The organism is Chromobacterium sp. IIBBL 290-4 (assembly GCF_024207115.1).
In the GTDB taxonomy this organism is placed as follows: domain Bacteria; phylum Pseudomonadota; class Gammaproteobacteria; order Burkholderiales; family Chromobacteriaceae; genus Chromobacterium.
The window spans coordinates 2877309-2897466 of record NZ_CP100128.1 but is presented as its reverse complement, the minus strand read 5'-3'; the positions used below and the strand labels follow the sequence as shown (position 1 = coordinate 2897466).

Annotated in this window: 23 protein-coding genes and 4 tRNA genes; 6 read left to right on the top strand and 21 right to left on the bottom strand. The window is 62.0% G+C overall.

Translation table 11 applies throughout. The annotated features are described in order from the left end of the window. Positions 1–2 precede the first annotated feature (2 nt). The 7 genes from NKT35_RS13510 to ndk form a co-directional block, all read right to left on the bottom strand. On the bottom strand, positions 3–632 hold the full coding sequence (locus NKT35_RS13510; protein WP_254293768.1) for a YfgM family protein: 630 nt from the start codon (positions 630–632) through the stop codon (positions 3–5). Between the two features lie 15 nt (positions 633–647). Then, positions 648–1919 (bottom strand): histidine--tRNA ligase, encoded by a 1272-nt coding sequence (gene hisS / locus NKT35_RS13505; protein WP_254293766.1) that lies wholly within the window; start codon positions 1917–1919, stop codon positions 648–650. A gap of 34 nt (positions 1920–1953) precedes the next feature. Then, entirely contained in the window at positions 1954–3237 is a 1284-nt protein-coding gene (gene ispG / locus NKT35_RS13500) for a flavodoxin-dependent (E)-4-hydroxy-3-methylbut-2-enyl-diphosphate synthase (RefSeq protein ID WP_254293764.1), read from the bottom strand. 13 nt (positions 3238–3250) lie between these two features. Further along, positions 3251–4213, bottom strand: a complete 963-nt coding sequence (locus NKT35_RS13495; protein ID WP_254293762.1) for a RodZ domain-containing protein — start codon at positions 4211–4213, stop codon at positions 3251–3253. 2 nt (positions 4214–4215) lie between these two features. Next, positions 4216–4923 (bottom strand): type IV pilus biogenesis/stability protein PilW, encoded by a 708-nt coding sequence (pilW, locus tag NKT35_RS13490; RefSeq protein WP_254293760.1) that lies wholly within the window; start codon positions 4921–4923, stop codon positions 4216–4218. Positions 4924–4955: 32 nt separating this feature from the next. Further along, positions 4956–6050, bottom strand: a complete 1095-nt coding sequence (rlmN, locus tag NKT35_RS13485) for a dual-specificity RNA methyltransferase RlmN (RefSeq protein WP_254293759.1) — start codon at positions 6048–6050, stop codon at positions 4956–4958. A 70-nt stretch (positions 6051–6120) separates the two neighbouring features. Continuing rightward, positions 6121–6546, bottom strand: a complete 426-nt coding sequence (gene ndk, locus NKT35_RS13480) for a nucleoside-diphosphate kinase (RefSeq protein ID WP_254293757.1) — start codon at positions 6544–6546, stop codon at positions 6121–6123. Between the two features lie 132 nt (positions 6547–6678). On the opposite strand from ndk, the gene NKT35_RS13475 reads away from it, so the two are divergent. Further along, positions 6679–7506, top strand: a complete 828-nt coding sequence (locus tag NKT35_RS13475) for an SPOR domain-containing protein (RefSeq protein ID WP_254293755.1) — start codon at positions 6679–6681, stop codon at positions 7504–7506. A gap of 361 nt (positions 7507–7867) precedes the next feature. Here the strand turns inward: NKT35_RS13475 and NKT35_RS13470 are convergent. The 4 genes from NKT35_RS13470 to NKT35_RS13455 form a co-directional block, all read right to left on the bottom strand. Beyond that, positions 7868–7944 (bottom strand) — tRNA-Pro (locus tag NKT35_RS13470). A gap of 94 nt (positions 7945–8038) precedes the next feature. After that, positions 8039–8114, bottom strand: a tRNA-Thr gene (locus tag NKT35_RS13465). A 60-nt stretch (positions 8115–8174) separates the two neighbouring features. After that, a tRNA-Pro gene (locus NKT35_RS13460) sits at positions 8175–8251 on the bottom strand. A 68-nt stretch (positions 8252–8319) separates the two neighbouring features. Beyond that, positions 8320–8396 (bottom strand) — tRNA-Pro (locus NKT35_RS13455). A gap of 93 nt (positions 8397–8489) precedes the next feature. On the opposite strand from NKT35_RS13455, the gene NKT35_RS13450 reads away from it, so the two are divergent. The 3 genes from NKT35_RS13450 (at position 8490) to NKT35_RS13445 (ending at position 10920) form a co-directional block, all read left to right on the top strand. Beyond that, on the top strand, positions 8490–9479 hold the full coding sequence (locus tag NKT35_RS13450; protein WP_254293752.1) for a recombination-associated protein RdgC: 990 nt from the start codon (positions 8490–8492) through the stop codon (positions 9477–9479). A 408-nt stretch (positions 9480–9887) separates the two neighbouring features. Then, positions 9888–10022 carry a hypothetical protein gene (locus tag NKT35_RS24050; protein WP_256493406.1) on the top strand — a complete coding sequence of 45 codons (135 nt, stop codon included), beginning with the start codon at positions 9888–9890 and terminating at the stop codon, positions 10020–10022. 118 nt (positions 10023–10140) lie between these two features. Beyond that, complete coding sequence (locus NKT35_RS13445; protein ID WP_254293750.1) at positions 10141–10920, top strand: DODA-type extradiol aromatic ring-opening family dioxygenase; 780 nt, start codon at positions 10141–10143, stop codon at positions 10918–10920. Between the two features lie 3 nt (positions 10921–10923). Here NKT35_RS13445 and NKT35_RS13440 read toward each other — a convergent pair whose 3' ends face one another. The 4 genes from NKT35_RS13440 to NKT35_RS13425 all read right to left on the bottom strand — a co-directional run bounded on the left by NKT35_RS13440 (position 10924) and on the right by NKT35_RS13425 (position 14564). Continuing rightward, positions 10924–11871, bottom strand: a complete 948-nt coding sequence (locus tag NKT35_RS13440; RefSeq protein WP_254293746.1) for a dihydroorotate oxidase — start codon at positions 11869–11871, stop codon at positions 10924–10926. 183 nt (positions 11872–12054) lie between these two features. Next, entirely contained in the window at positions 12055–12522 is a 468-nt protein-coding gene (gene bfr / locus NKT35_RS13435; RefSeq protein ID WP_254293744.1) for a bacterioferritin, read from the bottom strand. A gap of 45 nt (positions 12523–12567) precedes the next feature. Further along, positions 12568–14337: a ferrous iron transport protein B gene (gene feoB, locus NKT35_RS13430; RefSeq protein WP_254293741.1), complete on the bottom strand. Its 1770-nt coding sequence runs from the start codon at positions 14335–14337 to the stop codon at positions 12568–12570. Beyond that, on the bottom strand, positions 14334–14564 hold the full coding sequence (locus NKT35_RS13425; protein ID WP_254293739.1) for a FeoA family protein: 231 nt from the start codon (positions 14562–14564) through the stop codon (positions 14334–14336). Before NKT35_RS13425 ends, feoB begins: the two co-directional genes overlap by 4 nt. 241 nt (positions 14565–14805) lie before the next feature. Between NKT35_RS13425 and dcd the strand changes: the two genes are divergently transcribed. Both dcd and NKT35_RS13415 read left to right on the top strand, forming a co-directional pair. Next, the gene (gene dcd / locus NKT35_RS13420; protein ID WP_103902941.1) at positions 14806–15378 is read left to right on the top strand and encodes a dCTP deaminase; all 573 of its coding nucleotides are present in this window, start codon (positions 14806–14808) and stop codon (positions 15376–15378) included. A gap of 362 nt (positions 15379–15740) precedes the next feature. Continuing rightward, the gene (locus NKT35_RS13415; RefSeq protein ID WP_254293737.1) at positions 15741–16223 is read left to right on the top strand and encodes a glutathione peroxidase; all 483 of its coding nucleotides are present in this window, start codon (positions 15741–15743) and stop codon (positions 16221–16223) included. A 67-nt stretch (positions 16224–16290) separates the two neighbouring features. On the opposite strand, the gene NKT35_RS13410 is transcribed toward NKT35_RS13415, so the two are convergent. From NKT35_RS13410 to cysK, 6 genes are all read right to left on the bottom strand, one after another. Further along, entirely contained in the window at positions 16291–16575 is a 285-nt protein-coding gene (locus tag NKT35_RS13410; protein ID WP_254293735.1) for a hypothetical protein, read from the bottom strand. 65 nt (positions 16576–16640) lie between these two features. Then, positions 16641–16922: a hypothetical protein gene (locus NKT35_RS13405; RefSeq protein WP_254293732.1), complete on the bottom strand. Its 282-nt coding sequence runs from the start codon at positions 16920–16922 to the stop codon at positions 16641–16643. Between the two features lie 81 nt (positions 16923–17003). Then, positions 17004–18035 carry a histone deacetylase family protein gene (locus tag NKT35_RS13400; RefSeq protein ID WP_254293730.1) on the bottom strand — a complete coding sequence of 344 codons (1032 nt, stop codon included), beginning with the start codon at positions 18033–18035 and terminating at the stop codon, positions 17004–17006. Between the two features lie 94 nt (positions 18036–18129). Then, the gene (locus NKT35_RS13395) at positions 18130–18537 is read right to left on the bottom strand and encodes a YchJ family protein (RefSeq protein ID WP_254293727.1); all 408 of its coding nucleotides are present in this window, start codon (positions 18535–18537) and stop codon (positions 18130–18132) included. Further along, positions 18538–19008, bottom strand: a complete 471-nt coding sequence (locus NKT35_RS13390; protein WP_254293725.1) for a hypothetical protein — start codon at positions 19006–19008, stop codon at positions 18538–18540. It lies immediately after the preceding gene. A gap of 122 nt (positions 19009–19130) precedes the next feature. Further along, positions 19131–20063, bottom strand: coding sequence for a cysteine synthase A (gene cysK, locus NKT35_RS13385; protein ID WP_254293722.1), 933 nt, complete (start codon positions 20061–20063; stop codon positions 19131–19133). Positions 20064–20158: the final 95 nt, after the last annotated feature.

The following is a 20158-nucleotide window of genomic DNA, read 5'->3' as shown; positions in this document are numbered from 1 at the left end:
GGTCAGCCTCCCAGCGCGTCGAGTTTGGTTTGCACCAGCTGGCGGCCGGCGTCGTCATCGGTGAGTTTGGCCAGCGACGCCTTGTAAGCGTCGCGAGCCGCGGCGTTGTCGCCCTTGGCGACGAACACATCACCCTTCAACTCGAGGTATTGCGCGTCAAAGGCGGCCGGGTGCTCCTGATTCAGCTCGGATACCGCGGCGTCGTACTTTTTCTGATCCAGATGCAAAGCGGCCAGACGCAGGCGGGCGATGGCCTTCACCGCGTCATCCTTGCTGTTTTGCAGCACCCATTGCAGTTGCGATGCGGCCAGATCCAAATCGTTCTTGTCGAACGCGGCCTTGGCCAGCACCAGCGCGCTGCGGCTGGCGTAAATCGTGCCTGCGTACTCGCCCTGCAGTTGCAGCGCGGCGGATTTCAGCTTGGCGATGTCTTTGGCCGCGACGGCGTTATCCACCGCCTCATAGGAGGCGGCGGCTTTTTCGGCCTGTTGCAGCTGGTACATATTGTAAGCCTTGTAGCCGAGGTAGCCGAGGCTGACGGCCAACACCGCGCCGCCGATCAGCTTGCCCCACTGTTGCCAGAAGGCCTTCATCGAATCGATCTGTTCCTGTTCCTGCAAGTCGAACGCCATCGCGTCCCCTTTCTATCAAGCTTTCAGAGAGGCAAGGGTGGCCACCAGCGCATCAGCCGCCACGGTCTGCTGGGCGACGTCGGCGCGCAGCGCCTTCACCACCACCTGACCCGCCTGGATTTCGTTTTCGCCGACGATCAGCGCGAATGCCGCGCCGCTGCCGTCCGCTTTTTTCATTTGCGACTTGAAGCTAGCTTCGCCCAGATGCTGCACCACCGAGTAGCCGGCGGCGCGCAGGGTTTGCGCCAGTTTCATCGAATAGAGCCCGGCGCCCTCGCCCTGGTTCACCAGGTAGACGTCGACATTGCGCTGCGCCCGCAGCAGGCCCTTGTCCTGCAGCAACAACAGCACGCGCTCCATGCCCATGCCGAAGCCTATGCCCGGCGCGGCCTTGCCGCCCAGCTGTTCGATCAGGCCGTCGTAACGGCCGCCGGCGCAGATGGTGCCTTGCGCGCCCAGCTCGGTGGTCACCCACTCGAATACCGAACGGTTGTAGTAGTCCAGGCCGCGCACCAGGCGCGGATTTTCCACGAACTCGATGCCCAGCGCGGCGATCATCGCCTTCCAGCCGGCGTAATGCGCGCGCGATTCCTCGCCCAGATAGTCGGACAGCTTGGGCGCGGCGTTGGCCATCTCCTGCAGCGCCGGGTTCTTGGTGTCCAGCACGCGCAGCGGGTTGGTGTACAGGCGGCGCTTGCCGTCTTCGTCCAGAATGTCTACGTGCTGTTCCAGGTACTTGACCAGGGCCTCGCGGTGGGCTGCGCGCTCTTCGGCGTTGCCCAGCGAGTTGATCTCCAGGCGCACGTACTGGCTGATGCCCAGACGGCGCCACAGATCGGCGGTCATCGCGATGATTTCAGCGTCGATGTCCGGGCCGGCGAAGCCCAGCGCTTCCACGCCCACTTGGTGGAACTGGCGGTAGCGGCCCTTCTGCGGGCGCTCGTGGCGATACATCGGGCCCATGTACCACAGCTTGGGCGTGGCGTTGTACAGCAGGTTGTGCTCGACCACCGCGCGCAGCGTGCCGGCAGTGCCTTCCGGGCGCAGCGTCAGGCTGTCGCCGTTCAGGCTGTCGATGAAGGTGTACATTTCCTTCTCGACGATGTCGGTCACTTCGCCGATGGAGCGGACGAACAGCGGCGTGCCTTCGACGATGGGGGTGCGGATGTTCTGATAGCCATAATCGGCCAACAGCTTGCGCAGCACTTCTTCAAAGTATTCCCACTGGTAGGATTCGGCCGGCAGCACATCGTTCATGCCTTTGACCGCTTGGTATTTCTGAGCCATTGCTATCTTCTTGTATCTGCTGAATTCTGTTCCGTCAGGCCTTAACCGGCTGGATCGGGATGGTGCGGCTGGCGCTTTCGCGGCGCTTGGCCCCGCCCTCGCCGTAACGCGTTTTCACATAGTTGTCGACGATGGCGGTGAATTCGGCCGGAATGTTGTCGCCCTTCAGCGTCACATCCTTGTGGCCATCCACATACACCGGCGCCACCGGCACTTCGCCGGTGCCCGGCAGCGAGATGCCGATGTCGGCGAGCTTGGACTCGCCCGGACCATTCACCACGCAGCCCATCACCGCCACCTTCATGTCCTCGACGCCGGGATACTGCAAGCGCCATACCGGCATCTGCTCGCGCAGATAGCTCTGGATATGGTCGGCCAGCTCCTGGAAGAAGGTGCTGGTGGTGCGGCCGCAGCCCGGACAGGCGGTCACCAGCGGCGTGAAGCTGCGCAGGCCCATGGTCTGCAACAGCTCCTGCGCCACCACCACCTCTTTGGTGCGCGCCTCGCCCGGTTGCGGCGTCAGCGAGATGCGGATGGTGTCGCCTATGCCTTCCTGCAACAGCACCGCCAAGGCGGCGCTGGAGGCGACGATGCCCTTGCTGCCCATGCCGGCCTCGGTCAGGCCCAGGTGCAGAGGGTAGTCGCAACGCCGGCCCAGATCGCGGTAAACGCTGATCAGGTCCTGCACATTGCTGACCTTGCACGACAAGATGATGTTGTCCGGCGACAGGCCGATCTCCATCGCCTTCTCAGCCGACTCCAGCGCCGACACGATCAGCGCCTCCTGCATCAGCTTGGGCAGCGGCAAGGGATGGGCCGCGCGGCTGTTGGCGTCCATCATCCGCGCGAGCAAGGCCTGGTCCAGGCTGCCCCAGTTGACGCCGATGCGCACGGCTTTGTCGTGCTCCATCGCCGCGCGGATCATGAAGGCGAACTTGTCGTCGCCCTTGGCGCCCTTGCCCACATTGCCCGGATTGATCCGGTATTTGGCCAGCGCCTTGGCGCAGTCCGGAAACTCTTTCAACAGCCGATCGCCGTTGAAATGGAAGTCGCCCACCAGCGGCACGCTGCTGCCCATATCGTCCAGCCGCTGGCGGATTTCCGCCACGCGGGCGGCCGCCTCCGGCGAGTTGACGGTGATGCGCACCACTTCGGAGCCGGCTTGCGCCAGCTGGTATACCTGCTCGGCCGTGGCCGCCGCGTCCGCGGTGTCGGTATTGGTCATCGACTGCACCACGACCGGCGCGGCCGAACCCACCAAAACATGCCCTACCCGCACCAGGCGGGTGGAGCGGCGCGCGATGTTCACGCTATCCATTCGCTACCCTGCGTCACTTGAGTTGAATCTTGGCGGTGGTGCCCTTGATCTTGTCTGCGAGATCCACCGGTTTGCCGTTGTAGCTCAGCTCCACCTGGCTGGCATTGCCAACCACCACCTTGAACGGCGCGGAGCCGGTCACTTCGGTTTGATCGCCGGGCTGCATCACCTTGTAAATCAGTTTTCTGCCATTGGCGTCCTGCACCGAGACCCAGGCCGCATCCTTGACATTGACGCTGACCTTGTCGCTGCCTTGCGCCGCCGGCGCGCTGGCTTGCGGCTTGTTGACCGCGAGCTTGGCCGGCGCGCTGGCTACCGGTTTGGCAGCCGCCTTGGCCAGCGCCGTCGGCGCGGAGGCGGGCTTGGCTGCCGCCACCGGCGCCGAAGCTGTCTTCGCCGCAACCGTCTTCACTGCCGGCGCGGAGGCGGCGACAGGAGCGGAGGCGGAGGCCATCGAGGCTTCGTGCTGCGTCAGCATCGGCGCCAGGCCGCTTTCAGCCTCTTGCGCCGGCTTGGCGCCGCTCGCATCCCGATTGGCGTACCAGACGCTGCCGCCCACCAGCCCGGCGGCCAGCAAACCCAGCACCACCCACTTTCCGGCGGCGCCGGATGAGGGCTCCGCCTCGACGGGCGCGGCAGCCTGGGGCTGCGGCTGCGCTTCGCGGGCCGCCGTGCCCTTGACCAGATTGGCGACCTCGTTCACCGCCGACGGGAAGTGCTGCTCCAGCGCCTCCATCAGCGGTTCGGGATCCACTTCCAGGAAGCGGGCGTAATTGCGCACGAAGCCGCGGACGAAAGTCGCGCCGGGCAAGGCGTCGAAATCGTCGCGCTCTATCGCCTCCAACTGTCTAAGCGACAGCTTCAGTCTGTCGGCCACTTCCCCTAAGCCGAGTCCGGCCGCCTCGCGAGCGGCCTTCAGAGTGGCGCCGATGCCGCGCGGCTTCGGCGTGTCATGATCTTCGATTTTTTTTTCCATCCTCAGCTTCCACTCAACAACAGTTGCGTTTCTCTGGAGTCCGGATACTGGTTTTTCAACACGTTGGCGCACTCGCTCTCCAACGCGTCGTCACCAGCCTTGCGGGCGATTCTGGCTCCCAACCACCAGTCAGCCGCATCCAGCGCGCTTGACGCGGCGCGGCGCAAGCGCCCGAAATAAAAGGCCGCCAGCCTGGCGTTGCCCTGTTCCAGCTGCAAATTGGCCAGCTCGCGCAATGCGGGCGCGTACTCCGGCGCCGCGCGCAAAGCGCTCAACAGATAATCGTTCGCCTGCTCCTGCCTTCCCAGCTTGGCGCTGCAGCGGCCCAGGTTCAAATAGGCGCTCTGCGGCGAATCATACAGGGGATTGGCCAAAGCCTTCTGAAACCAGGCCAGCGACTCCTGCGGCTTGCCATGTTCGCACAGGAACAGGCCGTAATTGTTATTGACCTCGGGACTGGCGGGGTCCAGCCGTAACGCGCGCTGGAAATCCTCTTCCGCCGGGCCCGACTGCTGCAGCAAATTCAACACATACGCGCGGGTCAGATAGGCGCTCACCAGGGTGGGGTCGGCTTGAACCGCCTGATTGGCGTTGTCCAGCGCCACCTTCAGATTGCCTATCTTCGCGTACTCCACCGCCAACTGGCTGCGGATGCGGGCAAGATCCTGAGCATTGCCCGCCGCGGCAGGTGCGCTTGCGCTAAAGGCCAACAGCCATCCAGCCAGACACACCCGCCATGCTCTCATAGTTTTTTATCCTCTATGATCTGCATCCACTTGGCCTGGCGCCGGGTTTTATCCTGCACCTGGCCCGCCAACTGGCCGCAGGCGGCGTCGATATCTTCGCCGCGCGTCTTGCGCACTGTCACGACATAGCCCTTTTCCTGCAGTATTTCACGGAAAATGCGAATCGCGTTGTTGCTGGAGCGATCATAACCCGAGTTCGGGAAAGGATTAAACGGAATCAGGTTGAACTTGCACGGCACGTCCCTCACCAATTCCAGCAACTGGCGAGCATGTTCCGGTCTATCGTTGACCCCGTCAAGCATCACATATTCGAAGGTGATGAAATCGCGCGGCGCTTTTTCCAGATAGCGGCGACAGGCGGCCATCAGCTCCACCAACGGATATTTCTTGTTGATCGGCACGATTTCGTCGCGGATCGCGTCGTTGGGCGCATGCAGCGACACCGCCAGCGCCACCGGGCATTCTTCGCGCAGCCGGTCCATTTGCGGCACCAGGCCGGAGGTGGACAGCGTCACGCGGCGGCGGCTCAAGCCGTAACCGTGGTCGTCCAGCATGATCTGCATCGCGCTGACCACGTTGTCGAAGTTGGCCAGCGGCTCGCCCATGCCCATCATCACCACATTGGAGACGACGCGCTCGTTCTTGGGCGTCACGCCCATGGCCTTGTTGGCCCACCACAGCTGGCCGATGATTTCGGCGGTTGACAAATTGCGGTTGAATCCCTGGCGGCCGGTGGAGCAGAACGTGCACTCCAGCGCGCAACCCACCTGGGATGACACGCACAAGGTGCCGCGATCGTCTTCCGGAATGAACACGGTTTCCACACCGTTGCCGGTGCCGACATCGAGCAGCCACTTGCGGGTGCCATCACTGGACGCCTGCCCGGTCATCAGCGACGGCACGCCCACCACGGCGCGCTCGTGCAGCTTGGCGCGCAGGCTCTTGGCGAGATCGGTCATCGCGTCGAAATCGTTTTCGGCCATCTGGTGCATCCAGCGCATCACTTGCTTGGCGCGGAAAGGCTTTTCGCCCATCTCGGCAAAGTGTTGCGTCAGTTGGTCCAGATTGAAATCGAGCAGGTTGGTTTTCATGCAATCCTCAAAAGGGGAAGAGGCCGCCGAGCATCCGGCAGCCTCCGGTCAAACAACTGCTATCCGGGGCTTAGCGGCCACAGATTTCGGAAGCGGCGAAGAAATAAGCCACTTCGATGGCGGCGTTTTCCACGCTGTCGGAGCCGTGAACGGCGTTCGCATCGATGGAATCGGCGAAATCGGCGCGGATGGTGCCGGCTTCAGCCTTCTTCGGATCGGTGGCGCCCATCAGTTCGCGGTTCTTCAGCACGGCGTTTTCGCCTTCCAGCGCCTGGATCATCACCGGGCCGGAAATCATGAAATCAACCAGAGCGGTGAAGAACGGACGCTCTTTGTGCACAGCGTAGAAGCCTTCGGCTTCGGCGCGGGACAGTTGCTTCATCTTGGCGGCGACGATCTTCAGGCCGTTGGATTCGAAACGGTCGTAGATTTTGCCGATTACATTCTTGGCGACTGCGTCCGGCTTAACGATGGACAAGGTACGTTCGATTGCCATATAAATTCTCCCTAACGACAAGACAACTGGCTAAACTTAAGTATTATGACGCCAGTCGGGTTACCCAATTCTGACGAACCCGCTATTTTAGCAGTGTTTTCAAACACGTGCTGCACAATCCAAGCAGGCACCATGCGCGAACAAAACCAACAGCAGACGCCCTACGACGGCGAAGAAGACTCCGACATCAACAGCAAGCTGAAAAAACGGCTCTGGATCGCCGGCGGCCTGGTCGCCGTCGCCCTCGCCGCCATTCCGCTGATGGATACGCTGACCAAACCCAAGATGGAAATGAGCAGCGACTCGCAAAGTCCAAGCTCAGGCAAGATCATCAAACCGACGTCCAGCCCAGCCGCCGGCGTCATCACGCCGGCCAAAACCGCCAGCGCGCCCGCCATCCAAGCCAGCGCGCCCGCGGCGGAAACACCCAGCCAATCGCCGATCGCGCCGGCCGCAACCACGCCAGCCGCGCCCGACCTGAGCAAAACCCCCGCCATCGCCAATCAGCAAGCCGCCGCCAGACACCCCGCGGCAGCGCCTCACGCGGCAGCCGAGCCCCACAGCAGCGCGGCCAAACCCGCCGCCGCGGCAAGCAACAAAGAAGCGCCGGCAAAAGCCGCCGCCCCGAGCGCCGCCGCCAGCGCCCGCAACGAGGCCGCGCAACTGCCGCCCGCCAACGCAGCAACCGCGCCAGCCCCCAAAGCCAACGCCCCAGAGCCCGCACCCCAAATCGCCAAAGCCGAACCCGCCGGCAGTTCCATGGGCTACCAAGTGCAAATGGGACTATTCAGCAGCGTCGGCAACGCGCAAAAACTGGTGAAGGAGCTGCAAAAACACGGCATCGCCGCCCACACCGTCACCAAGGTGCAAGTCGGCCCATTCAAATCGCGCGCGGAAGCGGAAGAAGCCATGAAAAAGCTGCGCGAACTAGGCTACTCGCCGCTGCTCGCCACGCAATAAGCCAGCAAGCCGACAAGAAAAAAGCACCGCAAACCCGCGGTGCTTTTTTTAATCCAATCAACAAACGCAAGCTCGCGTCAAAAACAATGAAAAAAGCCCTGCGCTTTCGCACAGGGCTTTTTTCTGAATCTGGCAGGCGATACAGGGTTCGAACCTGTGACCCTCGGAATCAAAATCCGATGCTCTACCAACTGAGCTAACCGCCAACACTATCTCGAATCAGGCTTCTCAGCCAACCGAGAGAAACGAACTATACTTGAATTGTTTTTTTGTTGCAAGAAGATTTTGAACTTTTTTAAATCTTCCGGCTTTCCAATACAGCAAGCAAAACCATGCAACTCTAAAACAACTCAATTAAAACTGGTCGGAGTGAGAGGATTCGAACCTCCGGCCTCTACGTCCCGAACGTAGCGCTCTACCAGGCTAAGCTACACTCCGATTTTTATTGCGAATTGAATCGCAATGGTTTTTCGGCCCAAATTAAAACCAGCCGGAAAACAAAAAGGCCAAGCCTAAGCCAGCCTTTTATTAATGGTGCCGGTAAGAGGAGTCGAACCCCCGACCTTCGCATTACGAATGCGCTGCTCTACCAACTGAGCTATACCGGCAAACCAAACCGTCAAAAAAGCCTTGACTCTCCAATCAAGAAAAATCAAGGCTTTAAATTCTGGTCGGAGTGAGAGGATTCGAACCTCCGGCCTCTACGTCCCGAACGTAGCGCTCTACCAGGCTAAGCTACACTCCGATTACCCGATCCCAAAAAAAGGGATAAGCTAATTTACCTCAATCTCTCTTTTCTGACAAGGAAGGAACTGGTCGGAGTGAGAGGATTCGAACCTCCGGCCTCTACGTCCCGAACGTAGCGCTCTACCAGGCTAAGCTACACTCCGACGACCAATCACTGCTTGTCTGAAAAAGCTGCTGCTGCATCGCTTGCTGCGGTACAATTAGCGGCTTCAGAGGACGCGCATTATGGAACAAATATGTGGTTTAGGCAACTATCTTTTTATCGTTTGACTGAAAAAAATGCCATCTCCGCCGATAAGCTGTTGTCGGCATTGGAAAAGCGTCCGTTCCAGCCCTGCATGGGCCTGGACTGGTTCAGTGAAGGCTGGGTTCCGCCCGCCTCACACCTGGGCGCGCCGCTGCACGCAGGCCGCGGCAGCCTGATGGTGGCGCTGCGCCGCGAAGACAAAGTTCTGCCGGCCTCAGTGATCCGCGACTTCGTCGACATGAAGGTGCAGGAGATCGAGGATAAAGAGCTGCGCAAGGTGGGCCGCAAGGAAAAGCTGGCGCTGAAGGAACAGGTGACCGACGACCTGCTGCCGCGCGCCTTTGTCCGCAGCGGCCGCACCCAAGCCTATATGGACTTGCAGCGCGGCTGGCTGATGGTGGACTCCGGCGCGTCCGCCAAGGCGGAAGCCCTGGTGTCCAAGCTGCGCGAAGCGCTGCCGCCTTTCCCGGCCGCGCTGCCGCGCACCAAGCTGGCGCCGCATACCGCCATGACCGATTGGCTGGCCGCCGGCGAGGCGCCCGGCGGTTTCGAGCTGGATGCCGATTGCGAGTTGAAAGACAGCAGCGAAAACGGCGCCATCGTTCGCTGCAGCCGCATCGACCTGACCAGCGATGAAATCCGCCAACACATCGCCACCGGCAAGCAAGCCACCAAGCTGGGCCTGATCTGGAACGAGAAGATCCGTTTCCAGCTCACCGACACGCTGCAGTTGAAGCGCATCCAGTTCCTGGACGTGCTGCAGGACGAAGCCAGCCAGGCCGGCGACGATAGGGAAAGCTTGTTCGAAGCCACCTTCCTGCTGATGAGCGAGGAGTTGGGCGAACTGGTGGACGCCCTCGTCGAAGCGCTGGGCGGCCTGGAAGAAAGCCAAGCCGCCAGCCCGGCCGCCCCTGCCGCAGCCGCGCCAAGCAACGCCCCGGCTGATGCCGGCGGCTCCGTCGACGTGCCTTGGGATTAAACACCCAAACAAGCGCACGCCCAACCCGGCCCTGCCGGGTTTTTTTACGTCCTCGCCTCCGACCTGCGCCCTTCGATAGTGAAATTAAACCCATGAGTTTTAAACAATAAATTTAACAGCGCCCTCAAAAAGACGGACACTGTTTTCATGCCATAACCGGAGCCTCATCATGAGCAAGCACTGGCGCGATGCCTTGATAGACATGTGGTCCAGCTTCGCCTGGATGCAATAGACGTAGCCTCGGAGCTGCCTGATCGCCGTTTCATCCGCCTTAGCAAGGCCCGATGAACCATGATGGCCCTGCTCTGCGCGGGCCGCGGAACAAAGATGCGCCATGGGTTTCATTTATCCCTTGATTAAAATGAGAATCATTATCAATATTAAACCATCACCAAGAGGAGCGATCCCATGCAAACCAGCAGCCCGTTTCACGCCGCCCGCCGCGCAACGCCAACCCGGTCCACGCGTCGTCCGCGTTTTTGGTTAGGCCTGGCCATTTTCCTGCTTGGCCTGCTCCTGCTGGCCCGGCAAAGTCTGGCCTGACCACAGGCGGAATCGGCCAACTATTGAATAATAAGAAACAATTAAGTAAGCAAACCGGCATTTTTTTAACCATGATCGCGGCGTAAGCTGTTGCCATCCCCTACACAGGCACACGATCATGAGCATTCGACAAGCCGCTCTGTTCATCTCCCACGGCGCGCCCACGCTGCCGATTGAAGACAGCCCCACCCGCCGCTTTCTGAAACAACTCGGCCAAGACTGGCCCAGGCCCCGCGCCATCATCATCCTCTCGGCGCACTGGGAAACTCACGCCTTCACCGTCAACCAGCAGGCGCATCCCGGCACGCTGTATGACTTCGGCGGCTTCCCGCCGGTGTTGCGCACCTTGCTCTATCCCGCCGCCACGGATCAGGCGCTGGCCGCGCAGGTTTCCGGCTTGCTGGCGTCCGCCGGCCTGCGCGCGTCGACCACGGCCGAACGGCCGCTTGACCACGGCATGTGGACGCCGCTGCTGCTGATGTATCCGCAGGCCGACATCCCCGTGGTGATGATCTCGCTGCGCCACAGAGCCAGCGCCGCGGAGCATTACGCGCTAGGCCGCGCCCTGCGGCCCTTGCGCGATGAGAACGTGCTGATCCTGGGCAGCGGCAGCTATACGCATAATTTATGGAATCTCAGCCCCGAAGGCAGCGCGCCCCAACCCTGGGCCACGGCCTTCGCGGGCTGGATGGATCAGGCGCTGCTCGAAAGACGCCACGGCGATATCGTCAATTGGCTGCAGCTTGCGCCGCATGCCCGCGACAATCACCCCAGCGACGAGCATTTCAACCCGCTGCTGGCGGCGCTGGGCGCGGCCGACGAAAACGCCGTGCCCGTCAAGCTGCATGACGACTGGCGAGCGGGCTCGCTGTCCATGGCCTGCTGGCGGTTCGATTAAGCCTTACAAGACGCGCAGCTTGCCGCGGAAATCATCCAGCGAACGATAGCCTTTGTCCCGCATCAATTGCGCCAGCTCCGCGGCGATGCGGGCAAAGGCCGCCGGGCCTTCGTGATACAGGCAAGTGCCGACCTGCACCGCGCGCGCGCCGGCCAGAATATGCATGAAGGCTTCACGGCCGCTTTTCACCCCGCCGCAGCCCACCACCTCCTTGCCCGGCAACAAGCGATGGAACTCGCGCACATTGGCCAGCGCCGTCGGCAGCACATAGTCGCCGCCCAAACCGCCCAAGCCGTCTTTGGGCTTGATCGCCACCGATTCGCTCTCGACATCGACGACCAAACCATTGCCGATGGAGTTGATGCAGGTGACGAAAGCCAAACGCGGGTGGCGATTGAGAATGTCGGCCATCGCAGAAAAATGGGCAGGATCGAAATACGGCGGCAGCTTGACTCCATACAGGCCGGAATAAGCTCGATCAAAAGCGTCCAGCGCCGCCGCCGTGGCGGCGAAGTCATAGCCCAGCTGCGGCTTGCCCGGCACATTGGGGCAGGACAGATTCACCTCGGGGATAGCCGGCAAGCCCTGTTCCGACAAAACCCGCAACATCTCGCAATTGTCCTCCAGCGTCATGCCGGACAGGGACAAGAACAAAGGTTTGCCGCAGAGGTAATCGTAGCGGCGCGCGTAATCCAGATAGTATGCAAAGCCGCGGTTGGGCAAGCCCATGGAGTTGATGCTGCCTAGCGGCGTCTGGCAATAGCGCGGCTCGGGGTTGCCTTCGCGCGGCGCCAGCGTGGCGCTCTTGCTGATCACCGCGGCGGCCGACTGGCGCACCGCCTCCAACTCACTCTCTTCCCGACACCACACGCCCGAGGCATTGTAAAGGCAGCCCGGCATGGTCTGCCCCAGCCAGGTGACGGATAAATCGGTTGAGTGATGCTCGTACATCGCGGCGCTCCGGTTGGAATTGAAATCCGCCGCATTATCAAGGCAATAGCCGCGCGCCGCGCTGAGCGGGGTCAAGCTTGATGCGAATGCCACCGGCGGGGCCGCGCCCCTCTCTCGGCCCGCTCAATGAAAATGCCCGGCGCCAGGCCGGGCATTCGACAAACCATCCTAAACCAACCCAGCTTACATCTGCGACTGCTGGTAGTTCTCCACGCCCATCAGCTCGATCAGCTTCAACTGCTGCTCCAGCCAGTGGGCATGATCGTTTTCGGTTTCTTCCAACAGCACCATCAGCCCGTCTCGGGTGACGTAGTCGCGCACGCTTTCGCAATGAGCGATCACTTCTTTCAACAAGGCGCCGACGCGGTACTCCACCTCCAGGTCGGCCTTCAGCATGGCCGGCACGTCCTCGCCCACCTCGATGGGCACGCGGCGCGCCACATTGGGCTTGCCTTGCAGAAACAAAGTGCGGGCGATCAGCGTGCGCGCATGCTCCAGCTCATCCTCGCGCTCGTGGTCTATTCTTTCGAACAGCTTGTGCAAACCCATGTCCTTGTACATCTCGGCATGGATGAAATACTGATCGGCTGCGGACAGCTCCTCGGCCAGAAGATCATTGAGCAACGACAGGGTTTTCGGATCGCCTTGCATGATAGGTCCTGTTGTTATGGGTATTCAAAGCGTCATTCTAGGCGCTCAGCGCAGCAGATGCACGCCCTGGTAGAAGGCAAACGACAAAACCCAAGCCAGCAGCACCGACCAAGCCACCGACATCGCGGTGAAACGCCAGCTCTTGGACTCGCGGTGCATCGCCGCCACCGTGGACAGGCAAGGCACATACACCAGCGTGAAGATCAGGAAGCTCATCGCCGACACCCAGTCCAGATGCTGCGCCAAGACGCCGCCCAAACCAGCCTCGGACACGCCATAGATCACCGCCAGGCTGCCCAGCAGAATCTCCTTGGCGATGAAGCCGAACAGCAAGGCCACGGCCAGCTCGGCGCGGATGCCTATCGGGTCCAGCACCGGCGACAGCGCCTCGCCCAACACATAGGCCAGGGTCTTGTCATGCCCGGCTGGAATATGGGTCAGCAGCCACACCATCACCACGCCGGCCAGGATAAAGGTGGAAGCCAGCCGCAGAAAGGCGCTGACCTCGCCCACCGCCCGAGTCAGCATATGGCGCGCGCCGGGCAAGCGATAAGGCGGCACTTCCAGCAAGAATGCCTCGTCGCCGCGGTAACGGCGCTTGAACACCCAGGCGGTGATGATGGCGGCGACAAAGGTCATCAGATACAGGCCGGACACCACCCACGGCGCAACGGTTTTACTGAACAGGATGCCGGAAAAGAACACCACCACCTGCAAACGGGCCGAGCATAAGGAAAACGGAATCACCAGCATGGTCAACAGCCGCTGCTTGCGTTCGCGCATCACCCGCGTGCCCAGTATCGCCGGCACATTGCAGCCGAAACCCATCAACTGCATCACAAAGCCGCGGCCATCCAGCCCCAGTCTGGCCATCATCGCATCGGTGAGAAAAGCCGCGCGCGCCAGATAGCCGCTGTCTTCCACCATGGCCATCAGCACGAAGAACACGAACAAGATGGGCGCGAAAGTCAGCACCGTGGCCACGCCCTGCCAGATGCCATCCACCATCAGGCTCTGCAAAATCGGCGGCAACGCGCTGACGACCGGCGACAAGGCGTGATCCTTGATCCAATCCAGCCCGCCGCCCACCGCGTCCTGCAGCGGCGTGCCGATTTGATAGGTCAGATTGAACAGCAAGGCCATGAAGGCGAAGAACAAAGGCAAGCCCAGCCAGGGATCCAGCAACCAGCGGTCCACCTTTTCCGTCATCAAGGTCGGCAGCACCGGCGGCAAGCGCCAGCAGCCGTCCAGTTTGCGGCGCGCCAGATCGATGGCGCGCTGCGCCTCCGGCACGCGCTCCAGCTGGGCATGCACGGCCGGGCCGGTCTGGGCGGCCAACTGGTTCAGCGCGGCCATCAGCTTGGGCCAGCCCTCCATGCGCTTGGCCGACACCAGCGCCACCGGCGCCTGCAGCCGCTCCGCCAGCGCGTCGGCATCCACCGTCACGCCCAGCAGCTTGGCCTCGTCGGCCATATTCAATGCCACCAGGCAAGGCAGGCCGCTGGCGATCACCTGCAGCGCCAGCGGCAGCTGACGGTCCAGCTGGCTGGCGTTGAGCACCAGCACCGCACCGTCGAAGGCGCTGGACAGCAGCACATCGCGCACCACCGCCTCGTCGTCGGTGTAACCGGTCAAGTCGTTGACGCCGGGCAGATCGATCAGCTCCACCATCTTGCCGCCCAGCAGCAGGCGCGAGCTGATCAGCTCCACGGTCAGGCCGGGCCAGTTGCCCACCCGCTGCGACATGCCGGTCAAACGGTTGAACAAAGTCGACTTGCCGGTATTGGGCAAGCCTATCAGGGCGAAACGCTTCATGCTTCGGCCCTCACCTGGATATGGCGGGCCAGGCTGCGACGCAGCAGGAAACGGGTGGCCCCCACCTCCAGCAACAAGGGGCCGCCCCATGGCGCGGCGCGGCGCAGATGAAAACGGCAGCCCGGCACCAAGCCGAAAGCGGCGACGCGGCGAAAGGCCTCGTCAGCCAATTCCAGCCGGTCCACGACGCCGGCGGCGCCGCTAGGAAATCGATCCAGAGACAGCATATCGTTGAAATCCCAAGATAATGCGAATAGTTTGCATTAGTATATCGCAGCCCCTTCCCGGCTCCTGCGGCAAATTGCCGCAATCCGATAAGGGTTTGACCTGACGCAAACCGGTGATGATGCCGGAAAATGGGATAGGCCTGCGAGCAATCAGCACGCGGAGGACAATTTCAGCCCCCCAACATGAGGCTAAGCGGTTAAAATCGCAGCCATTGCAATATCGACAAACGGGCCAAAAACTATGAGCATCAAATCGGACAAGTGGATCCGCCGGATGGCGGCCGAACAGGGCATGATCGAGCCGTTCGAGGCCAACCAAGTGAAAATGGCCGCCGACGGCCAGAAGCTGATTTCCTACGGCACCTCCAGCTATGGCTACGATATCCGCTGCGCCGACGAATTCAAGGTGTTCACCAATATCAACAGCACCATCGTCGATCCCAAGAGCTTCGACCCGAACTCCTTTGTGGAAGTGTCGGGCAAGGGCTACTGCATCATTCCGCCCAACAGCTTCGCGCTGGCGCGCACCGTGGAATATTTCCGCATTCCGCGCAGCGTGCTGACCGTCTGCCTGGGCAAATCCACCTACGCCCGCTGCGGCATCATCGTCAACGTCACGCCCTTCGAACCGGAATGGGAAGGCTATGTGACGCTGGAATTCTCCAACACCACGCCGCTGCCGGCCAAGATCTACGCCAACGAAGGCGTCGCCCAGGTGTTGTTCTTCGAGTCGGACGAAGTCTGCGATGTGTCCTATAAAGACCGCGCCGGCAAATACCAGGGCCAGGTTGGCGTCACCCTGCCCCGCCCCTGATCTTCAGCGCCCGCCGCGCTCTACCCGCAGGATGGCCCAGGCCATCCTGTTTTGTTTCCGCAACGCGAGAAAATCCCACTCGCAATTCGCGGCATCTGTTCTAGGATAAACAAAGGGTTAGCTGACTTCCCGGTTATGCCGACCCTTTGCACAGCAAGCTGTTTCTTCTTGGGGCGTCGCGGTTCCCCCTTGCCGCTGCGCCCCCTTTTTATTTCGCCTCGCCAGCTCAGGCTCGCATGTTTGCGCCCGCGGCAGCATTCCGCCGCCTCCCCTCTCATTGCGAAAACTGCGTCCTGGCGCGCTTGCCAGGCCCGGCCATTGCCGCCATCATCCAAGGCTTTTCCCGCGAATGATGGCTCGCCATGAGCGTTTACGATTTCAGCTTCCGCCGCCTGGATGGCGGCGAGCAAAAGATGGATGCCTATCAGGGCAAGGTGATGCTGCTGGTCAATACCGCCAGCCGCTGCGGCTTCACCCCGCAATACGCCGGCCTGGAGGCGCTGCACCAGCGCTTCGCCGGCCAGGGCCTGGTGGTGATAGGCTTTCCCTGCAACCAATTCGGCCAGCAGGAGCCGGGCGGCAGCGCCGAGATCGGCGCCTTCTGCCAGAAAAACTACGGCGTGGATTTCGCCATGGCCGACAAGATCGACGTCAACGGCGAGGCCGCCGCGCCGCTGTGGCGCTATCTGAAGCAGCAAAAACCAGGCTGGCTGGGGCAAGCCATACGCTGGAACTTCACCAAGTTTCTGGTGGATGGCCAGGGCCGCGTCGTCGCCCGCTTCTCGCCCTTCACCCGGCCGGAAAAACTGGCGGCGCGGATAGAGGCTTTGCTGAGGCAAAAATGACAAGAGCCGGGACATCATCGCCCGGCTCTTTCGCCGCCATCGCGGCACTCTGCGGCTTGCGCCGCCATCAGCAAGCGTCGATATGCTTTCTCGCCACCGACGCCAGATCATCGAGATCCTGACCCAGGTGCTCCTGGATATCGATCAGCGCCGCGCGCAATACCGCGGCCGCCAGCTCGGCTTGATCTCCATTGAACACATGCGCGAGCACCCGCAGCTCGCGGCAAGCGGTCAAATCCAGCGGCACCACCAGCGTGCGCACCTGCTCCAGCGCCAGCACCGCCACCACGTCCGGATTTCCAGCCCTCTGATCCTCCAGTTCCGACAACAAGGTTTTCAAGGCCAAGCCCATGCGAATATCCTCCCTGTCGCGTTCCGACTCCCTTTGCGCACGCCATGCGCAAAGTCCTCTGCCCGCTAATGCCGGGTGCCTCCCAAGATCCTTCTGCAGGCTTGGGTAGCCTTCAGCATCTGCGCATCATCCAGCGCCTCCCAGGCATCGGCTATCGCCGCGCCCAGCAATCTGCCGGCCAACGCCTCGCCGCGCTCCTCGAAAACCGAGGCCAGCGCCAATAACTCCAGCGCCTGCTCTCCCGACAAGGCCGCCGCTACATTTTTCCTGGCCGACTCCGCCATGCCGTCGAACGGCGGCAGCGGCCTGCCCAGCCCAAACAACAAATTGTCCACGCTCTTCCCCATCTGACTTCTCCACGTTTCGCTCCGCCGCCGAAACGGCGAAAGACTCTTTGAGGATAGACCACCCCGCAACAAAATTCTCCGCTAGCCGCGCGCCTCGAAACCGGCCAAAACATTGGCCACATTGGTGCCGATTGGATCGACGGCATAGCCCCCTTCCAGGCAAAACAGCGTAGGCAGCTTCAGTCCCGCCAGCCGCGCGCCCAGGGTGACGAAGTCGGGCGAATCCAGTTGGAAGCGGGAAATGGGATCGCCGCGGAAGGTGTCCACGCCCAGCGACACCACCAGCGCATCAGCGCCGAAACGGCCGATCTGCTCCAGCGCGCAATCGAGCGCGACAAACCAGGTGCTGACGCAAGCGCCCGCAGCCAGGGGGAAATTGAAGTTGTAGCCCAGCCCCTCGCCTTCGCCCTTTTCGTCGGCAAAGCCCAGGAAGAAGGGGTATTCGGTGCGCGGATCGCCATGGATGGACAGGAACAAGACATCGGAGCGCTGATAGAAGATATCTTGCGTGCCGTTGCCGTGGTGGTAATCGACATCCAGCACCGCCACCTTGCGGCAGCCGTGGTCGCGCAATGACTGCGCGGCGATGGCGGCGTTGTTGAAGAAGCAATAGCCGCCGCAGTAATCCCGCGCCGCGTGGTGGCCCGGCGGCCGGGTCAGCGCGAACACCGCCCGCTCGCCGCCCACCAAGCGGTCCGCGCCGGTCAGCGCGCAATCCGCGGCCGCGGTGATCGCCTCCCAGGTGCCGGCGGTCAGCGGCGTGCCGCAGTCCATCGAGTAATAGCAAAGCTGGCCTTCCACATGCTCGGGAATGGCCTCGCGCAGGCGGCGGATCTGCCACATCTTGGGCAGCGCGTCGTAGTCGCGGCCCATGGCGCTCCAGCGCTGCCAAGCGGTTTGCAGAAACTCGACATAAGCGGCGTCATGGACGCGCAAAATCGGTTCCACGCCATGACGGCGCGGGTGGATGACATCGCCGACATCGCGCTCGCGCACGGCGGCCAGCACCATATCGGCGCGCGAAGGGGTTTCAAAGCAGGGCTTGAGGGTGCCGTCGATCAGCTCGGCCTTGCCATGCTGCAGACGGTGGGAATCGGAGTAAACGGTGAGCATGATTTTTCCCGCCATGGAAAACCTTATGCTCCCGCCATCCTCCGCTCAGGGTCAAACAGAGATAGGCGCAAACTTGCGCCAGGACAAGCGCGGGTCAGGCCAGCTGGCCGGACAGGTAATACCAGCGCCCGTCTTCGCGGACAAAGCGGCTGGTTTCGCGCATCCGCTCTGCCTTGCCGCCCACTTTCCAGCGGGCGACGAATTCCACCGCGCCTTCGCTGTCGCCTTCCAGCCCCGCTTCGCAACGGAGAATTTCCAAGCCTATCCATTTCACCACCCCGGCATCTTCCTCCAGGTCCAGCTTTTCCGGCCGGGTGGAGGGGTGCCAGGTGGCCAGCAGATAGTCTTCCAGCCCCAGCGCGAAGGCGCTGTAGCGCGCGCGCATCAAGGCTTGGGCAGTCGGCGCCGGCGGCGCGTCGGGATGATGATAACGGCCGCAGCAGGCGGCCAGGCTCTCGCCGCCGCAAGGGCAGGCGGTATTCGCTTGTTTCTTGGACTTCATTCAGTAACCTAAAGGCGGCAGGCCGTACAACTTAAGCAGGAAATTGGTAAACGCCGGATCGGCCGGCTTGGGGGCGTATTTGGGCCAGCGCCGCATCCACTCGCGCAAATGCGCTTCCAGTTTGGCGCGGAAAGCATCGGAGTCTATGCGCCCGGCCTCCCGGTCCACGGTCAACTGCCGATAGACGGCGAAGTTGTCATTGTCGACCGGATTGCCGCCGGCGATGCGCAGCCGCGCGGCGCCCAGCTGATCGGCCGCGGCGGTGCGCGTCAATTCGCCCGACTTGACCTTGTCGGCCAGGCTATTGGCCTCGGCCAGCAGCAGGTCCACCTTGCTCTTGGCCTTGACCGGCGCGGCGGGCGCGGGACGGGCGGCCTCGCTGCCGGCATGGACCGGCGCGCCCAATTGCTGCAGCGCGCTGCATGCCGTCAACGATCCCAACAGAGAAAACACGATTAGCGGTCTTTTCATGGCGGCCATTGTAGCCCGCCCCGCCCTTGCGCCGTCAATGGCCAATGTCTGACGCTCCGTGACCGATGACGACAAAAAACCCGGCGCGCGGCCGGGTTCTTGGTGCATGCGGCAGGCGATGATCAAGCCAGATGCTCGAACAGCGCCGTGGACAGATAGCGCTCGCCGAAAGACGGAATCACCACCACGATCAGCTTGCCGGCGTTTTCCGGGCGCTTGGCCAGCTGAATCGCCGACCATACCGCCGCGCCGGAGGAAATCCCCACCAGCACGCCTTCCTTGGTGGCGACATCGCGGGCAGTTTGCAGCGCGTCCTCATTTTTGACGCGGATGATTTCGTCGTAAACCTCGGTATTCAGGATAGCCGGCACAAAGCCCGCGCCTATGCCCTGGATGGGGTGCGGACCCTTGGGGCCGCCGGACAGCACCGGCGACGCGTCCGGCTCCACCGCGACAATCTGCACGCCGGGCTTGCGCGCCTTCAGCACTTCGCCCACGCCGGTGATGGTGCCGCCGGTGCCCACGCCGGCCACAAAGATATCCACCTTGCCGTCGGTATCGTTCCACACTTCTTCAGCCGTGGTGTTGCGGTGGATTTCCGGATTGGCCGGATTCTCGAACTGCTGCGGCATGAAGTAGGTTTCCGGATAGTCCTCCACCAGCGCCTTGGCCTTGGCGATGGCTCCGCCCATGCCTTCCGGCCCCGGCGTCAGGATCAGCTCGGCGCCGTAAGCTTTCAGCAGCTGGCGGCGTTCCTTGCTCATGGTTTCCGGCATGGTGATCACCAGCTTGTAGCCGCGCGCCGCGCACACCATAGCCAGGCCGATGCCGGTATTGCCTGAGGTCGGCTCCACGATCACCGTGTCCGGCTTGATCTTGCCGGCCTTTTCGGCCGCATCCAGCATCGCCACCGCGATGCGGTCCTTCACGCTGTGCGCCGGGTTGAAGAACTCCAGCTTGGCCACCACGGTGGCGCCGGCACCTTCGGTGACGCGATTGAGTTTGACCAGCGGGGTGTTGCCGATCAAATCGGTGATGGTGTTGGCGATGCGCATAGTCTTATTCCTTATGAACCGACAATGACTGTCTCGATATTCCTCGACATCATAATCAAAGCCCTTGCTCGAACCTAATATTGTTTGCTTATATC

Bases quoted from the DNA above. Each gene is read 5' to 3' on its own strand.
- NKT35_RS13390 (WP_254293725.1), bottom strand. From the start codon at position 19,008: ATGAAAAGACCGCTAATCGTGTTTTCTCTGTTGGGATCGTTGACGGCA.
- bfr (WP_254293744.1), bottom strand. From the start codon at position 12,522: ATGCAAGGCGATCCGAAAACCCTGTCGTTGCTCAATGATCTTCTGGCC.
- NKT35_RS13410 (WP_254293735.1), bottom strand. From the start codon at position 16,575: ATGGGCTTGGCCTTGAAAACCTTGTTGTCGGAACTGGAGGATCAGAGG.
- NKT35_RS13450 (WP_254293752.1), top strand. From the start codon at position 8,490: ATGTGGTTTAGGCAACTATCTTTTTATCGTTTGACTGAAAAAAATGCC.
- hisS (WP_254293766.1), bottom strand. From the start codon at position 1,919: ATGGCTCAGAAATACCAAGCGGTCAAAGGCATGAACGATGTGCTGCCG.
- NKT35_RS13400 (WP_254293730.1), bottom strand. From the start codon at position 18,035: ATGCTCACCGTTTACTCCGATTCCCACCGTCTGCAGCATGGCAAGGCC.
- cysK (WP_254293722.1), bottom strand. From the start codon at position 20,063: ATGCGCATCGCCAACACCATCACCGATTTGATCGGCAACACCCCGCTG.
- NKT35_RS13510 (WP_254293768.1), bottom strand. From the start codon at position 632: ATGGCGTTCGACTTGCAGGAACAGGAACAGATCGATTCGATGAAGGCC.
- NKT35_RS13395 (WP_254293727.1), bottom strand. From the start codon at position 18,537: ATGAAGTCCAAGAAACAAGCGAATACCGCCTGCCCTTGCGGCGGCGAG.
- ispG (WP_254293764.1), bottom strand. From the start codon at position 3,237: ATGGATAGCGTGAACATCGCGCGCCGCTCCACCCGCCTGGTGCGGGTA.
- NKT35_RS13405 (WP_254293732.1), bottom strand. From the start codon at position 16,922: ATGGGGAAGAGCGTGGACAATTTGTTGTTTGGGCTGGGCAGGCCGCTG.
- feoB (WP_254293741.1), bottom strand. From the start codon at position 14,337: ATGAAGCGTTTCGCCCTGATAGGCTTGCCCAATACCGGCAAGTCGACT.
- ndk (WP_254293757.1), bottom strand. From the start codon at position 6,546: ATGGCAATCGAACGTACCTTGTCCATCGTTAAGCCGGACGCAGTCGCC.
- NKT35_RS24050 (WP_256493406.1), top strand. From the start codon at position 9,888: ATGCAAACCAGCAGCCCGTTTCACGCCGCCCGCCGCGCAACGCCAACC.
- NKT35_RS13440 (WP_254293746.1), bottom strand. From the start codon at position 11,871: ATGTACGAGCATCACTCAACCGATTTATCCGTCACCTGGCTGGGGCAG.
- NKT35_RS13445 (WP_254293750.1), top strand. From the start codon at position 10,141: ATGAGCATTCGACAAGCCGCTCTGTTCATCTCCCACGGCGCGCCCACG.
- NKT35_RS13475 (WP_254293755.1), top strand. From the start codon at position 6,679: ATGCGCGAACAAAACCAACAGCAGACGCCCTACGACGGCGAAGAAGAC.
- NKT35_RS13425 (WP_254293739.1), bottom strand. From the start codon at position 14,564: ATGCTGTCTCTGGATCGATTTCCTAGCGGCGCCGCCGGCGTCGTGGAC.
- NKT35_RS13415 (WP_254293737.1), top strand. From the start codon at position 15,741: ATGAGCGTTTACGATTTCAGCTTCCGCCGCCTGGATGGCGGCGAGCAA.
- NKT35_RS13495 (WP_254293762.1), bottom strand. From the start codon at position 4,213: ATGGAAAAAAAAATCGAAGATCATGACACGCCGAAGCCGCGCGGCATC.
- rlmN (WP_254293759.1), bottom strand. From the start codon at position 6,050: ATGAAAACCAACCTGCTCGATTTCAATCTGGACCAACTGACGCAACAC.
- dcd (WP_103902941.1), top strand. From the start codon at position 14,806: ATGAGCATCAAATCGGACAAGTGGATCCGCCGGATGGCGGCCGAACAG.